The sequence below is a fragment of the Cohnella soli genome, from assembly GCF_042655525.1.
Classification (GTDB): Bacteria; Bacillota; Bacilli; order Paenibacillales; family Paenibacillaceae; genus Cohnella; species Cohnella soli.
In genome coordinates this window covers 148,591-162,842 of record NZ_JBHSMI010000067.1, presented here as the reverse complement: position 1 = coordinate 162,842, position 14,252 = coordinate 148,591, and the positions used below count along the sequence as shown (strand labels likewise).

Genomic DNA, 14,252 nt, shown 5'->3' with positions numbered 1-14,252 from the left:
TGTTATCATACTAGATTCGCCCGCACAGGAGGAAGCTGCAATGGCCAATACGCATGTCTACACGAGAAAAGAAGAAGTCGTCAACGCGGTCACGCACGGTATCGGCACGTTACTTAGCATAGCCGGCCTTGTTTTGCTAATCGTCTTCGCGAGCCTGAACGGAACAGCATGGCACGTCGTCAGCTTTACGATCTTCGGAGTGACGATGCTCCTTTTGTACACGGCATCGACGCTTGTGCATTCTTTTCCTGAAGGCAAAGTCAAAGATCTGTTTGAGACTTTCGATCATTCGTGTATTTATTTGTTTATCGCAGGAACGTACACGCCGTTGTTGCTCGTCACGCTAAGAAGCCCCCTGGGCTGGACACTGTTCGGCATCGTTTGGGGGCTTGCGGTTGCGGGCGTCGTATTCAAGGCGTTTTTTACGAAAAAGTTTCTTGTGCTCTCGACGCTATTCTACGTGCTGATGGGTTGGCTCATCGTCTTTGCCTGGCAGCCGCTTCATGAGCTGCTGACGCCCGAAGGGCTCAAGCTGCTTATCATTGGCGGCGTGCTGTATACGGTTGGTTCCGTATTTTACGTCTGGCGCGGATTCCCTTATCACCATGCGGTTTGGCATTTGTTCGTGGTAGCCGGTTCGGTTATGCATTTCTTTGCGATTTTGCTTTACGTGTGAGACGCCGATTGAGATTCGTCGCCGTCGAGAAGGCGCAGCCGTTGTGCGGCAGCGATTGCCTGAGTGCGAGACGAGACGCCGAGTTTGCCGTAAATACGTGACGTATATACTTTTACGGAGCCTTCGGACAACGACAGCTTCTCGGCGATCAGCCTATTGGACGCACCTTCCCGGATGAGGGCAAGCAAGACGAGTTCCGAACGAGTTAGCGGTTCGATCAGTCGTTCCTGCTGTGTCACCGACGGGGGAGAAGTTCTCGGCTTTTCGAATAAACCGAGCAATCGTCCCACGTACTCCGGGGAAACGCCCGTGAGTTCGTGCTCAGCAGCATCCGAAGAGCCCGCAATCGTAGCATAACGCTGAAGCAACCGTTCCATCGGCTGGCCTTCATCGGCGAAACTTCTCTCGTACCCGTTTGACTCGCCGATCTTGAGCGCTTCGCGAAGTGCTTTGCACGCGTTCGTCCGCTGTCCCATTTGATCTAGCAAACAAGCTTGAACGATCCGAATTTCGACGATCGGCATCAGACTGCCTTCCCTTGCTGCTTGGGGAATAAGCAACTCGAGCAGCTTCAGAGCTTCCGTCTCTTTGCGTTGGGCGCCGAGCAAACGCGCAAGCGACAAGTATTCGAATTCCTTGTCGTACGTTGGCTTATCTTTCGCGCCGAGGCGCAGCTTGACGGTTTCTTTCTTGGCGGCCGCAAGTTGAGCGTCCTGAATAAGGAACATCGCTTTGGCGGCGATAAGCCGGGACGTCCATTGAGGTTCGGGAAGTTTCGCCGCGAATGCTATAGCCTCGTCTATTGTCTCGAAGGCTAATTCTCGCTGCCCGCGCAGCCAATAGAGTCGAGCTTGCGTCAGCCGATTCGGCACGAATAAGCCGGGCACGAGCTTCAGCCGCGCTGCTCGTTCGATCCGAGCCGTCAATTCCTCGCTTTCCCCGATCCGATTCCACTCATAGAAACCTTCGGCCAGCGATTGCAGCACGTATAAGCTGATCAACGAGTCTCCCCAACCGTGCTTCTCCAGTACCCCAGCGAACAATTTCCCGATTTTCTCCGTGTCTTCAGACAACACGCCGTTCAAACCGAAAGCAGTTCTTCTGACGTACGGCGCCATACGATTGTAGTTGAAGTTGTAGAACATCGGATTGTGCGGCAAGATGTCGTCCAGGATACCGCTAATGAAAGCGAACCATTGCGGGAAGTCGCCGCCGGAGAAGAATAGGTTCGACTTCACGAACAGAAGCCCGCTTTGCAGTTGCTGCCTCGTCTCACCTGCTTCCATCCCGTCCCGACGCCGCTCTAGATCGTCGAGCAAACGGCCGGCATGTTCCGCTTGTCCGGTAATAGCAAGGAGGAAGGCATACAGCAAACCCATGTCCGGCGACAATTCGTATTCCGAAGGGAACGTGCCGTACCAGCGCAGAAGCGTCGGAAGCTCCCCGCGTTTCAACGTATGAGGCGCATGCCGGGCAATCAGACTCTCGGCTTCTCCGTAAGCCTCGGCGGCAAGAGCGTGGCCGATCGCTTCGTCCGTCAGCCCGCGGGAAGCAAAATGGCGGCATGAGGCAAAATGGGCGACTGCCCATTCTTCCGGGTGTTCTGCGTGGAGGAGGTTGCGCAAGTAGTCTGCAAACAAGTGATGGTAGCGGAACCAGATATCTTGGTCATCTAGCGGGATGAGAAACAGGTTCAATGCTTTTAAGCTTTCGAGCATCCGAATGCCGTCGGAACGCCCGGTAACGGCGTCGCAAGCTTTGGCATCGAGTCGATCAAGCAGCGACGTTCTGAGCACGAAATCGAGCGTCTCGTCGGGGAGCCGGGCTACGACTTCTTGGAACAAGTAATCCGAGACATTCCGATGGGCGCCTCCGAATTGGTCGATAAATCGATCGAAATCTTGCTCTTTCTCTGTCCGGAGAGATAAGGAAGTGAGCTGAAGTCCGGTGACCCACCCTTCCGTCTGTCGATAGAGCTCAGCGACATGCGTGCTGTTAAGCGGCAAGTTCGCGACGTCGCGATAGAATCGTTCCGCTTCCTCTAATGTAAAGGTTAGCCCGCTCGCATTAATGGCGACGAAATCACCTTGGATGAGCCATCTCGCCGTCGGAAAGGGCAGGTCGGAACGGCTGGCGATAACGAGACGAACGCTAAGCGGCATATGTTCAATGAAATACGAAAGGCTTTTGTGAATTTGCGGCTCCTCAATCGCGTGATAATCGTCCAGTATCAGATGGATGGGCCGCGTTGCGTCGGACAACTGATTCATGAGAGCGTCGAGGAACGTGCTTAAAGACAGGTCAGGAAGGCTACGAACGAGCTGCTTGTAGACGTCGCTCTTCGCTGGCGGCAACGCAATGGACAACGCTTCTGCGACATATCGCCAGAAGCGTACCGGGTCGTTGTCGGTTTCATCGAGCGATACCCAGCGGACGGGCATGACGACGGTGCGTGCCCACTGGCCGAGCAGCGCTGTTTTGCCGAAGCCTGCCGGAGCGCAGACGAAAGTAAGTTTGCCGGCAGTGCCTCGTTCGATCAGTTCAATGAGACGGAGCCGATCGACCAGCTTCGTGCGCGGGGCGGGAGCGGCGAGTTTCGTATGTAAAATAATCGGTTCGGGTAATGTGTGCATAGAACCTCCGGATGCTGACAACATTCTCGTTACATTCCATTATAACGTCCTATTTATTGTTAAATCGACAGGAATGATTAACTTTCGTTAATCGTTTTGAGAGGCGCAAATTGCTAGAATGACGTCACATGACCATAAAAGAGAGGAATGTGAACGGCACATGAGAGCAATGACGTTAAGGCGCAAGACGGCAGCGGTCGCTTTGGCCGCGCTTCTGGCGCTGCCGGGAGCGATTGGCGCTGGCCCCGGGAAGGCAGAGGCAACGGTCACGGGACCGAAGTATGAATTCGTGAAATCGGCACAACTTGCGGATGTAAGGGATATCGACTCGAACGATGGAGACCACTTCTATATCGCGGATCGGGGAAACGGACGAATCGTCGAAAGACATATTTTTGGATCGTCCGACAGCTGGCAACCTCCTGAGGGAGTATCCATCCAGCCCTATGCGATCGCGGTACATGACGTGGATTCGATCTACTTCGCTAGCGACAATCGTGTATGGGAGATGTATTCGGGAGAATGGGATTACGAATTCCGGCAACTGCCGCAACCATTCGGAGACTTAAGAGACCTCGTTGCCGTAAGCAACGGTTATTCGCTGCTGGCCACGGACGCGAAGGACAACGCGATATATGCGTATACGCCCGATGCCGAGACCGGTTCGGAGTGGGAAAAAATCTCAACTTACAAAGACGAGACGACGGACAAGCCGTTCGTAAGCCCAACCGCGATTGCGAAAGATTCCGGCGGGAACCTTTACGTCGTGAACAACGGAAATGAAATTCTTAAGCTCGATTCTTCGTTTAATTTGCAGGAAAGCTGGGCTGCGCCGAGCGGCAGCTCGGAGATCGTCGGCATCGATGCCGACGAGAACGAAGGATTCTATTTGTCCGACGAAGCGACAGGTCTCGTATACCATTATAACTCCGACGATAGAAATTACATTTCGGCTGATGGATTCGTCGGAGCAGAAAATAAGCTCGGTAAACCGGGAGGTATCGTCTACGAGAACAACACGTTGTATGTAGCGGACTCGGATCGTTATCGCCTGCTGTTGTTTAACGAGGATTTGGGCGAGCGGGACTTATGGGATTTATATGACATATACGGCGATTATTTCGAGCCTGATCATCTGACTACGGACGAGGGCGGGAATGTGTATGTCGCAGACCCGGGAAGGCATGAAATCGCGAAGTATAACGGAGCTCTAGAGAAGCTTGGAGCTATGGGGAGCGCGGATGGCAACCCCGATCATTTTAACCCGAGTGCTATCGTATACGACAGAGGTTCTTTGTATATCGGTAACGGCGATGTAGTGTTCAAAGCAAGCGCGGCGACCGGAGAAGCAGCGATATTTTACGCTTTCACCGATGAAGACGACATGCCTTACATTGGAAGTCTTGCAGTAGATAACGATGGTAACGTCTATATTGGGGACATCGGGGACGGGAAAATCGTAAAAGTATCGCCGTCCGGCGTAAAATTGACGGATTGGGAGGGCGAGCCGAACTATAATATGCCGGAGATGTTTATTCCTTTAAGCATAGCCGTAGACCAGGATGCGCAACTGTTGTACGTCTCGGGCCCGGATAACATTCAAACGTTCCTGCTGGACGGCACACCGGTCGAGTCCGACTGGGGAGAATTCGGCGGGACGAGCCACGGAGATTTGAACAGCGTGGCGATCGACGCGGATGGCAATGTGTACGTAGCCGAAAACGGCTCCGGTTCGGGCGGCAACCGGATTCGCAAATACGATTCGCAAGGCAACGCGATTGTCGCTTGGGGCACGGACGGAACAGAGGATGGAAAATTCGCATCCTTAAACAGAATCGCCGTCGACTCGGATGGGAATGTTTTCGCATCGGATTCCGACAACCGCCGAGTTTCGAAGTTCGCGCCCGTAAGCGCTTCGTTATCGTCCAATACGGCGTCTTTCGATAAAAATCCGGCTAACCAGGCCAACATCGAATCGACGATAACGGCAAACGGAAACATGCTTGTCAGCATCCGCAAAGGCGGAGCGAAATTGCAAGCCGGTGTAGACTATACCGTCGCAGGAAACGTCGTAGCGTTTCATAAGACGTACCTCTCGACTCTAAGCACAGGAACGGCAAACCTGGAATTTGTGTTTAATAACGGGCGGCATCAGAAGCTGGCGGTTACGATTACGGATACCTCCTCCACGGTCGTCACGACGCCTGGCGTGCCGGCAGCTCCAACAACGACGACGGCGCCGACGAACGATCCGAATCATGCAGCCAAGGTGGATGTTCGGCAGACGAAAAACGCCGAAGGAAGAACGACGGATATCTATACGATGCTGGGATCAAACATCGCCGATTTGGCGAAAAATGCTGCTTCAGCCAACCGCACGGTCGTAAGGATAGATCTAGATGGCATGTCGGGAGGCAGCTCGGGCGGCGGCAAAATCGTAAACGTGCCGAAAGAAGGCGTCGCTGCGTTAAACGACAACAACGTCGGTCTCGAGATCGTCGTAGGCGGGGCGGTCATCAAGCTGTCCAAGGAGACTCTTAAACTGTTGAAAGCAGAAGGTCAAGATTTGTCGTTTAAGCTGAAACCAGTCGATTCCGCTGCGACGGGTAGCAATGCGCTTAATTCGGGAGAGGTGAAGGAAGCGGCTCCGGGGGGCAATGCAGCCGCGGCGGGCATTAGCTACGACATTGAGCCGAACTACAGCGGCAAAGAAACGAAACTGGAGCTCCCGCTCGCCGGACTGAAGCTGCCGGCAAACCCGGTGCTGAGAAAGTGGTACATCTCGCAATTGGCGATGTATATCGCGCACAGCGACGGCAGCAAGGAACTGCAAAAAGGAACGATCCGTTATGATGCGCAAAGCAACCCGGTAGCCATCGAAATTACGGTGACCAAGTTCAGCACGTTTACGCCGGTTACGCTTAACGAACCGATTATACTAGCGAGTTATGTGGCGCCTGCGAGCGACGGCCTGTTCCATCCGAATCGGCCGCTGACGAGGGCGGAATTGGCCGCATGGCTGGCGCGCAACATCGGCGAAGACGGGAAAACCGATGCGGAAACGGTTTCCGCTGCTGTGTTCCCGGACGTTCCGGGCTCCCACTGGGCTGCGGCTCCGATCGCGGCGGTCAAACAGGCCGGCTTGATGGTTGGCGACAGCCAAGGACGCTTTCGTCCGAACGCGCCGGTGACGCGAGCGGAGCTAGCCAAAATTATCGCGTCTTACAAAGGCTTGAAGCCATCCGGTGCAGCTTCTACTTTCACCGATGTCGCGGCAGGCTACTGGGCGGCAACGGATATCGCTGCAGTCCAGGCAAGCGGCTATCTGGTCGGTTTCGGCGACGGCACTTTCCGCCCGAACGGCCAGCTGACCCGCGCCGAAGCGGTTAAAGCGCTGAACAAGCTGTTCGATCGTCCCATTCCGACGAAGGCCGGGACCGTGTCGACGTGGAAAGATGTGCCGACGACACACTGGGCGTCCGCCGACATCGAAGCGGCTTCGCATGAACTGACGCTGTCGCTTCAACCATAATTATAGAACCGTTCCGAGGTTGGCGCAGGCCGACCGGGGGGACGGTTCTTTTTTCATCGGAGTGTCGGAAGGCAGTGACTTCCTGAATTGTTCGATTAGATCGCGATAACGGCACAGGGTTCGTTATCATCAAGTTAACTTTTATTCAAAATTGTAAAATAACTGTTAAATTTCAAAATCCCGGAGGAACAGGCCGAATGGTGCCGAATTTCTGCAAGGAACGCCGCATTTACTCCAACGGAAGACAAAATCGGACGGCGTTGCTAACGGAGGTAGGCAACTTATGATTCAGTTCAAGCAAGTCAGCAAAGTATATCCAAACGGGACGGTCGGTTTGCAAAATATCGATCTGACAATTCTGCCCGGCGAATTTGTTGTCATCGTCGGATTATCGGGGGCGGGTAAGTCGACGCTTCTGCGCTCGATCAACCGGCTGCATGAAATTACGTCAGGCGACATCGCCATTGACGGTCGTTCGATCACGTCGACCAAAGGTCGCGAGTTGCGGGTGATGCGGCGGGGGATCGGCATGATTTTCCAAAGTTTTAACCTCGTCAAGCGATCGTCCGTGCTGCGCAACGTGCTTGCGGGGAGAGTCGGCTATCATTCCACGTTTCGAACGATGCTTGGTCTGTTCCCGAAGAGGGACATGGAACTTGCATTCGAGGCGCTAGATCGGGTAAATATGCTCGACAAAGCTTACCAGAGGGCCGATCAACTGTCCGGCGGCCAGCAACAACGCGTATCCATCGCTCGAGCGCTCGCTCAGGGAGCGAAAATCATCCTCGCGGATGAACCCGTTGCTTCGCTCGATCCGCTAACGACGCGCCAGGTGATGAATGATCTTCTTCGCATTAATCGGGATATGGGGATCACGACAGTCGTTAATTTACACTTCGTTGATTTGGCCAGAGAATATGCGACACGGATAATCGGCGTACGGGCAGGGACAATCGTGTTCGACGGCACGCCGTCGGAGGCGACGGACGAAGCGTTCGCTGCCATTTACGGACGGCCGGTCGCAATTGGCGAGAAGTTGGGGGAGATATCTCATGAAGCCGGCTGATGCGCTCGTCATTCCTCCGAAGCCGACTGCGGGCGCGAAACGTTGGATGACGGCGGCAGTTCTGATCGCTATGCTTTGGTACTGCGCACATGAGACGGAAGCTTCGTTCCGCGAGCTTGCGGACGGTATTCCGGAAATCGGCAAGTTTATCGCGAAAATGTTTCCTCCCGATTGGAGCTACATCCGAATCGTCGTCAAACCGATGATCGAGACCGTGCAGATGGCGATACTCGGGACGACGTTCGGGGCGCTGCTTGCCCTTCCGATCTCGTTTCTGGCGGCAGGTAATGTCACTCGTAACGCCTTGCTGCGTACGCCTGCAAGGCTGCTGCTGAATTTGTCGCGAACGATTCCAGATTTGCTGTTCGCCGCGTTGTTCGCCGCCGTATTCGGCTACGGACCGCTGGCAGGTATGCTGGCGCTTGCCTTTTTCTCTTTCGGTATTTTGTCGAAATGGGCATATGAGGCGATTGAGACGATCGACGAAGGCCCGCTTGAAGCGATGACCGCCGTCGGAGCCGGCCGGCTGCAATGGATTCAGTATGGCGTGTTGCCGCAAGTGATGCCCCAGTTCGTCGGCTTCGCGTTGTACATGTTCGAGATCAATATCCGCGCGGCGGCCATTCTCGGCATTGTCGGTGCAGGAGGGATCGGCATCTATTTGAACAGGACGCTCGGCATGTTCCGGTACGATCAGACGATCATCATCATCCTGTTTACGCTGGCGATCGTACAAGCGATCGATGTCGTCAGTTCCGTCATAAGGAGGAAACTCATATGACGAGGCCGCCGATGTGGTATGCGAAATGGCGTACTTGGTTAATTTTCGCCACGATAGTTGCCATCTACGTATGGGCGTTTAACGGACTTCCGTTCGACGGCATCAAGCCGACGGCATGGCAGATTACGAAGGCTGTATTTCGCGGCTTGTTCCATCCCGATTGGGGTTATGTTTATTTGCCGGAAGGGGAAGATTTGCTGCGCGGGCTGGGCGAGACGCTTGCCATAGCGCTACTGGGCACAACGATCTCTGTCGTTCTGACGATTCCGTTCGCATTATGGGCTTCCCGCAACCTCGTTAAGACGAGGCTGTTCTCAGGGGCATCGACGTTCACGTTAAGTCTCATTCGAACGTTTCCGGATTTGATTATGGCGATTATTTTTATTAAGGCGGTCGGGCCAGGGGCGTTCGCGGGCGTGCTAACGATCGGCATCAACTCGATCGGGATGCTCGGCAAGCTGAACGCGGAAGCGATCGAAGACTTGGACATGGGGCCGTCCGAGGCACTTAAAGCGTGCGGCGCAAACCGGTTGCAGACGATTTGGTATGCGATCGTGCCCCAAGCGATTCCGGCTTATCTCAGCTTTGCGTTGTTCCGGCTCGAGATTAACGTCCGCTCGGCGGCTATTCTTGGCGCAGTCGGTGCGGGAGGGATCGGCACACCGCTTATATTCGCGATGGAAGGGCGTTCCTGGGATCGCGTCGGCATTATTCTGCTTGGGATTATCGCGCTTGTGACGGCAATCGATTGGCTGTCCGGCAGCATTCGCCGCAAGCTCGTACAAGGCCGCTAAAGCGCAAGAAAAACCCGGATGGTCGCGCTCCCTGGGGAGCCGATCATCCGGGCTTCTTCTTTGTCCGACAACGCCGGACAACCTTTGTTGTTACTTCAACGCTTCCGCATACTCGCGAACGGAATTGAAATGGCTGTCGTCGCTCTTCACGTAACCTTCGTGGGAGTAAATTTCGAAAATGATTTTGTGGCTTTCTTCATTTTGACCGAGGCTGATGAACGCATCCTGGATTTTGGCGATCCATTCTTTGCTCATGTCGGAACGGACGGAAATCGTGTCGTTCGGGATCGGCGTCGTGAAGTATATCGGTACGACTTTCTCGAAAATGTCAGGCACGTCTTTTTTCACGATGTTACGCGCATCTTGGAAAACAGCTGCAGCGTCAGCATCGCCGTTCAGCACGGCAAGGATGCCCTTATCGTGACCTTTCACTTCGATGCTCGTTACGTCCGTGTTCGGATCGATGCCGGCTTTTTTCATTTCGACGGCCGGGTAGACGTAACCCGCGGAAGACGTCACGCTTTGGAAGGCGATTTTCTTGCCTTTCAAGTCGGCAAGCGACTTGATGCCGGAGTCGGCCTTAACGACAATCATCGATTTGTAGCTGTCGACGAGTTCGGTCGAAGGCGTACCGTCTTTCTCGTTAACGCCGTAACGCTGCGCTTGCAAAATAACTTCCGCTGCGCCCATCGCTTTCGCTTGCACGTATGTGTTCGGAGGCAAGAAACCGACGTCGACTTTCTTCGATTGCATCGCCTCAATAATCGTATTGTAATCGGTCGATACGCTTACTTTTACAGGAATGCCGAGTTTGTCGGACAGAAGCTTCTCGAGCGGCTTCGCTTTGGCTTCAAGCGTCTCCGCGTTCTGCGAAGGTACGAATTGAACGGTCAATTCCTTCGGGACGTAACCGGTATCTTCCGGGCTGGCGCTCGGAGACGGGCTAGGCGATTCAGAGGAAGCAGACTCCGTGTTTGAGGCAGACGGCGATGCCGAATTGCCCGAGGCATTGTTGTTGTTCTTGTTGCCGCACCCGGCGATAACAAGCATAACGATCGAGATGACAACCAGTAAACGTAAAGCAGGCAAACGGTTAAGCATAATTTCTTTCTCCTCCTCTTTCTATATGACACAAATTAGGGGTACAAGCCCTAATCTACCATCGAATTATTTTGCGACATGACGCACTGTGTTAAAAATGGCGATGACATGTAAAATATCGAATTAACAAATCGAAACGATATCGGAAAAAGGAAGTGGAGTGCATGAGCAACATTCGAACGATCCAATTGACGGTGCTTGCGACAAGCGATATACACGGACATGTATTGCCCGTTCGATATTCAGATAACGCGCCGGTCGATTCGGGACTGGTGAAACTGGCGACGATCGTCCAAGAGGAGAGAAAGAGGAGCGAACGCGTCTTGTTCATCGATAACGGAGATTTGTTGCAAGGGACGCCGTTCGCCTATTATCATGCAATGCTGGACGATGAGACGCCCCATCCGATCGTCGATACGATGAACGCGCTCGGGCTGGACGTTTTCGTTCCCGGCAACCACGAGTTCAACTACGGCTTACCTTTCGTGCGTCGAACCTGGCAGCAATCGAATTACCCTTGGTTGTCGGCGAACGTGCTTGACGCCGGAACGGGGGAGCCTTTCTTCGGCGTTCCGTACCGGATATTCGAATGGGAAGACGGGTTGCGGGTCGCGGTGCTTGGCTTGACGACGGCATATATTCCGAATTGGGAGCAGCCGGGCAATATTGCCGGTCTGCGCTTCGAGTCGGCTACGGAAGCGGCCAAACGCTGGGTTCCCATAATGAGGGAGCGGGAAGGTGTACACGTCGTGATCGTCTCTTATCACGGAGGCTTCGAGAAGGATATCGCCACGGGAGAGGCGGTCGAAGAGCAGACGGGTGAAAACGAAGGCTGGCGTTTGTGTCAAGAGATCGAAGGCATTGACTTGCTCATTACAGGGCATCAGCACCGCATTATTGAAGGGGCGAAAATCAACCGAACGTGGACGGTTCAACCAGGCTACCAAGGAAATGGGCTTGCGAGAATCGAGCTGACTATAGACGACAGCGCCGGCGAATGGCGGGTGGCGGATACTTGCAGCGATTATTTGGAAGCTGCAGGAGTGGACGCTAGCATGGAACTGGTGAGCCGATTGTCGTCATGCGAGGCCCGTACGCAGCAATGGCTGGATACGCCGATTTGCGAGATTAGGGGAGACATGAGGCTGATCGATCATGCGGCGGCAAGGTTGACGGAGCATCCGCTCATCGCGCTGATTAACCGTATCCAGATGGAGGCGACGGGGGCGCGCATCTCGTGCACGTCGCTATTTGACAATGCGGCGACAGGGTTTGGCATGCGTGTGACGATGAGGGAGATTACGGCGAATTATCCGTATCCGAATACGTTAAAAGTGTTGCGACTTCGCGGCCAGGACATCCTTGAAGCGCTGGAGCGGACGGCGACATACTTCGCTCAAGCTAGGCCAGGCGGACTGATCGAAGTGTCTCCGGCATACTTGTTCCCGAAGCCGCAGCACTACAACTACGATATGTGGACAGGCATCGAATACGCTATCGACGTGTCCCGCCCTGCAGGTGAGCGCGTCGTTTACTTGCGTCGCGACGGCGAGCCACTCGATCTGGAGGCGGAATTCGACGTCGTCATGAACCATTACCGTGCGTCGGGAGGCGGGGAATATCGTATGTTCCGAGGCAAGCCGATTGTCCGGGAATCGACGGTCGACATGACGGAGACGATCGCAGAATGGCTCGCCGGCGCGAGAATCGTCGAAGCCCGCACGGAAGGGAAATGGCGCGTATACAGCTAGCGGCGGGGCGTTACGCACATACGACTTCACTTGCGCCAAGGCTTCGTCCATAATAGAGGGAGTGTTTCGCAATCGGAACGTATGGAGGTATCCCCAATGGCAACGAAAAAACCGAAAAACATAGACCCGGAAGCGCCGAGGCTGCCGTCAAGGCTTGAGCCATTGGACGTCGGTGATGAGGAGTGGGAAGACAAAACCGTAATCGAGAATGGTAGAATCGAGAGCCGAACGATCCGGGATCAGCGCGCGGATAAAGTCGCATTCGACGTTGTCGTGTTTGATCGCGTGACGTTTGACCGAGTAACGCTGGAACGCGTGGAGCTAACCGATGTGGTGTTCGACAGTTGCGATCTTTCCAACGTTATTTTCCGCGATGCGGTGTTGCACCGGGTTGAGTTCGTCAATTGCAAGCTGCTCGGCTTTGACTTGTCCAATGCAACGCTGCGCAATGTGAAGTTCGACAAGTGCCACGGACAGTATTCTATGTTCCGGTTCGCGGATTTGAAATACGTCGGCATCCAAGACAGTCAATTCGAGAAATCCGACTTCTACGATGCGGTTTTCTCAGGCGTAACCTTCGCCGATACGGAGCTTGACCAGACACAATTCGGAAACGCGAGGCTAGCGGGAATCGACCTGAGCAGCTGCGAATTCCGATCGATTGGCGTGACGCTTGAAGGTTTGCGCGGCTGCATCGTGCGGTCGGATCAGATCGAAAGCTTCGGCTCGTTGCTTGGTGTCGTCGTGAAAGAATAGCTCCTCCCAATCGAAGAACCAGCGCCTAAAGCTTTGAATAGGATAATACCTATTCGAAGCTTTTTCGCGTTGCGCCGAATACGCCGGTTCGAGCTGAACCGTTCATATACAAGTACCTTAGCTCGCTATGAGAAGGAGAGAACCACTATGCGTCAAGCGAGAAAACCCGTCTTGCTGCTGCTCGCCGCCCTGCTTGTCGCCGCGACCGCCGCATGCGGCAAAAACGATAACAACGCCGACAAGACGACAAAGGTGAGATTTTCCGAGGTCATTCGTTCGATTTTTTACGCACCTCACTATGTGGCAATGTCGCAAGGCTTCTTTAAGGATCAGGGCCTCGATGTCGACATGAATACCGCCCAAGGCTCGGACAAAGGCGCTGCCGCCCTCATCGCGGGGACGGCCGATATCTCGCTTATCGGACCTGAGACAACGATCTATATTTTCAACCAGAAAGGCGAGAAGACGCTTAAAGCGTTCCATCAATTGACGATTAAGGACGGTTCGTTCCTGCTGTCGCGCGAGAAGCTGGACGGCTTCAAATGGAGCGACCTGCAAGGCAAGACGGTGATCGGCTGGCGTCCGGGCAGTTCGCCGCAAATGGTTCTGAACTCGACGCTGTTAAAAGAAGGCGTGAAAGACGTAAATGTCGTAACGAACATTGCAGCACCGGCGATGGCGGGTGCGTTCGCGAGCGGGCAGGGCGATTTCATCCAACTGTTCGAGCCTGTCGCTTCGACGCTGATCAAGGAAGGCAAAGCCTATTACGTCGCATCGCTCGGAGAAGCGTTCGGCAGCTATCCGGAAACGTCGTATGTCGCGACTTCCGACTTCATGAAGAAAAATCCGGAAGTTGTCCGGAAATTCTCGAAAGCCGTAACCGAAGGCGCGCGCTGGTTGCAGACTGCCTCATCCGACGATGTGCTTAAAGCGTTGAAGCCGTTTTTCGATGCCACGCCGGATGACATTATTTTGCAATCGGTCGAGCGTTATAAGAAGCAGATGACGTGGTCGACGACGCCGGCGCTGTCGCAAGATCAATTCGATATTTTGCAGAACGTACTCGTCGAGAACGGCGTGCTGAAGGCGGCGGACAAAGTCGGCAAGCTGGACGACGTTGTCGATAACAGCTTCGCGGCCGCGGCCGGCAAGGATTGATCGT

General features: G+C 54.3%; 10 protein-coding genes. 8 read left to right on the top strand and 2 right to left on the bottom strand.

Features of this window, described 5'->3' with window-relative positions:
* Window positions 1-40 precede the first annotated feature (40 nt).
* The gene (gene trhA, locus ACFPOF_RS30165) at window positions 41-676 is read left to right on the top strand and encodes a PAQR family membrane homeostasis protein TrhA (RefSeq protein ID WP_378139296.1); all 636 of its coding nucleotides are present in this window, start codon (window positions 41-43) and stop codon (window positions 674-676) included.
* Here the strand turns inward: trhA and ACFPOF_RS30160 are convergent.
* The gene (locus tag ACFPOF_RS30160; RefSeq protein WP_378139294.1) at window positions 667-3,309 is read right to left on the bottom strand and encodes a winged helix-turn-helix domain-containing protein; all 2,643 of its coding nucleotides are present in this window, start codon (window positions 3,307-3,309) and stop codon (window positions 667-669) included. The two genes, trhA and ACFPOF_RS30160, sit on opposite strands and share 10 nt — an antisense overlap.
* A gap of 160 nt (window positions 3,310-3,469) precedes the next feature.
* Here ACFPOF_RS30160 and ACFPOF_RS30155 point away from each other — a divergent pair, with 160 nt between their 5' ends.
* The 4 genes from ACFPOF_RS30155 (at window position 3,470) to phnE (ACFPOF_RS30140) (ending at window position 9,482) form a co-directional block, all read left to right on the top strand.
* A complete protein-coding gene (locus ACFPOF_RS30155) occupies window positions 3,470-6,841 on the top strand; it encodes an S-layer homology domain-containing protein (RefSeq protein ID WP_378139292.1) in 3,372 nt (1,123 codons plus the stop codon).
* Window positions 6,842-7,124: 283 nt separating this feature from the next.
* Window positions 7,125-7,907, top strand: coding sequence for a phosphonate ABC transporter ATP-binding protein (gene phnC, locus ACFPOF_RS30150; RefSeq protein ID WP_378139290.1), 783 nt, complete (start codon window positions 7,125-7,127; stop codon window positions 7,905-7,907).
* Window positions 7,894-8,688, top strand: a complete 795-nt coding sequence (gene phnE / locus ACFPOF_RS30145) for a phosphonate ABC transporter, permease protein PhnE (RefSeq protein ID WP_378139288.1) — start codon at window positions 7,894-7,896, stop codon at window positions 8,686-8,688. The genes phnC and phnE (ACFPOF_RS30145) overlap by 14 nt, the downstream gene beginning before the upstream one ends.
* Window positions 8,685-9,482, top strand: a complete 798-nt coding sequence (gene phnE, locus ACFPOF_RS30140) for a phosphonate ABC transporter, permease protein PhnE (RefSeq protein WP_378139286.1) — start codon at window positions 8,685-8,687, stop codon at window positions 9,480-9,482. The genes phnE (ACFPOF_RS30145) and phnE (ACFPOF_RS30140) overlap by 4 nt, the downstream gene beginning before the upstream one ends.
* Window positions 9,483-9,572: 90 nt before the next feature.
* On the opposite strand, the gene ACFPOF_RS30135 is transcribed toward phnE (ACFPOF_RS30140), so the two are convergent.
* Window positions 9,573-10,583 (bottom strand): phosphate/phosphite/phosphonate ABC transporter substrate-binding protein, encoded by a 1,011-nt coding sequence (locus tag ACFPOF_RS30135; protein WP_378139284.1) that lies wholly within the window; start codon window positions 10,581-10,583, stop codon window positions 9,573-9,575.
* A 164-nt stretch (window positions 10,584-10,747) separates the two neighbouring features.
* Between ACFPOF_RS30135 and ACFPOF_RS30130 the strand changes: the two genes are divergently transcribed.
* The 3 genes from ACFPOF_RS30130 to ACFPOF_RS30120 all read left to right on the top strand — a co-directional run bounded on the left by ACFPOF_RS30130 (window position 10,748) and on the right by ACFPOF_RS30120 (window position 14,248).
* On the top strand, window positions 10,748-12,334 hold the full coding sequence (locus ACFPOF_RS30130) for a bifunctional metallophosphatase/5'-nucleotidase (RefSeq protein WP_378139282.1): 1,587 nt from the start codon (window positions 10,748-10,750) through the stop codon (window positions 12,332-12,334).
* A gap of 96 nt (window positions 12,335-12,430) precedes the next feature.
* Window positions 12,431-13,090, top strand: a complete 660-nt coding sequence (locus ACFPOF_RS30125) for a pentapeptide repeat-containing protein (protein ID WP_378139280.1) — start codon at window positions 12,431-12,433, stop codon at window positions 13,088-13,090.
* A 147-nt stretch (window positions 13,091-13,237) separates the two neighbouring features.
* The gene (locus ACFPOF_RS30120) at window positions 13,238-14,248 is read left to right on the top strand and encodes an ABC transporter substrate-binding protein (protein ID WP_378139278.1); all 1,011 of its coding nucleotides are present in this window, start codon (window positions 13,238-13,240) and stop codon (window positions 14,246-14,248) included.
* Window positions 14,249-14,252 lie beyond the last annotated feature (4 nt).